This window comes from Enterovibrio qingdaonensis (assembly GCF_028683135.1).
Classification (GTDB): domain Bacteria; phylum Pseudomonadota; class Gammaproteobacteria; order Enterobacterales; family Vibrionaceae; genus Enterovibrio; species Enterovibrio qingdaonensis.
The window spans coordinates 1-737 of the sequence record NZ_JAJUBB010000065.1; the positions used below are offsets into that span (position 1 = coordinate 1).

1 protein-coding gene is annotated in these 737 nt (G+C 44.1%); it reads left to right on the plus strand.

All coding sequences use genetic code 11. The features are described from left to right. The first annotated feature begins 29 nt into the window (after positions 1-29). Positions 30-446: a GNAT family N-acetyltransferase gene (locus LRP49_RS25135; RefSeq protein ID WP_193168191.1), complete on the plus strand. Its 417-nt coding sequence runs from the start codon at positions 30-32 to the stop codon at positions 444-446. The last annotated feature ends 291 nt before the right edge of the window (positions 447-737 follow it).

A 737-nucleotide genomic window follows, 5' to 3' on the forward strand; every position in this document is an offset into this window, starting at 1 on the left:
CAGGGCGTTTATGTGATAAGGAGGTCACATTGAATATCGAATACAAAGTTAACCAGCAGATCTCAGCTGACGAGTTTATTGGTTTGCTTAAGCGCTCGACGTTGGGAGAGCGTAGACCAATAGAAAATATCGAATGTATCAAGGGTATGTTGGACAATAGTAATCTCATAATCACTGCTTGGGATGGTTCTAAACTGGTTGGTATTTCTCGCTCTATTACGGATTTCCATTATTGTTGTTATCTGTCCGACCTAGCGGTTGATGAATCGTACCAAAGGTCGGGAATAGGCAAGCAGTTACAAGTTCAAACTCAAGCTCAAATTCAGCCTACATGTAAACTGTTTTTAATCGCCGCACCGGCAGCCAACGACTATTATGGACAAATTGGCTACACCAAAAACGAGCGTTGTTGGGTGTTGGAGCGTGGTAGTGAAATTATCACATAACACATATGAGCCCTTCTCCGGTCAATAGGCAATAGCATTCTTTTGGCTGCGTCAGCAGCCAATGCTCTCGAACAACAAAGATGTCTACTTCGTTCTGTCATTTACGCCATTAAGTCGTTGCTTACGGCAAACACATATAGAAGGTCTCTTACTGCGGTCTCACCGCTGCCTGCCAATCGTGTGACAGGGCCATTAGACACTATTCGGTTAACCCAAGCTGGCACTACTCAAAAAGAAGGTTAAACGTCAGTTTTCCAGTTATCTTCAGGCTCAGGTTGGGTGCAAGCAACT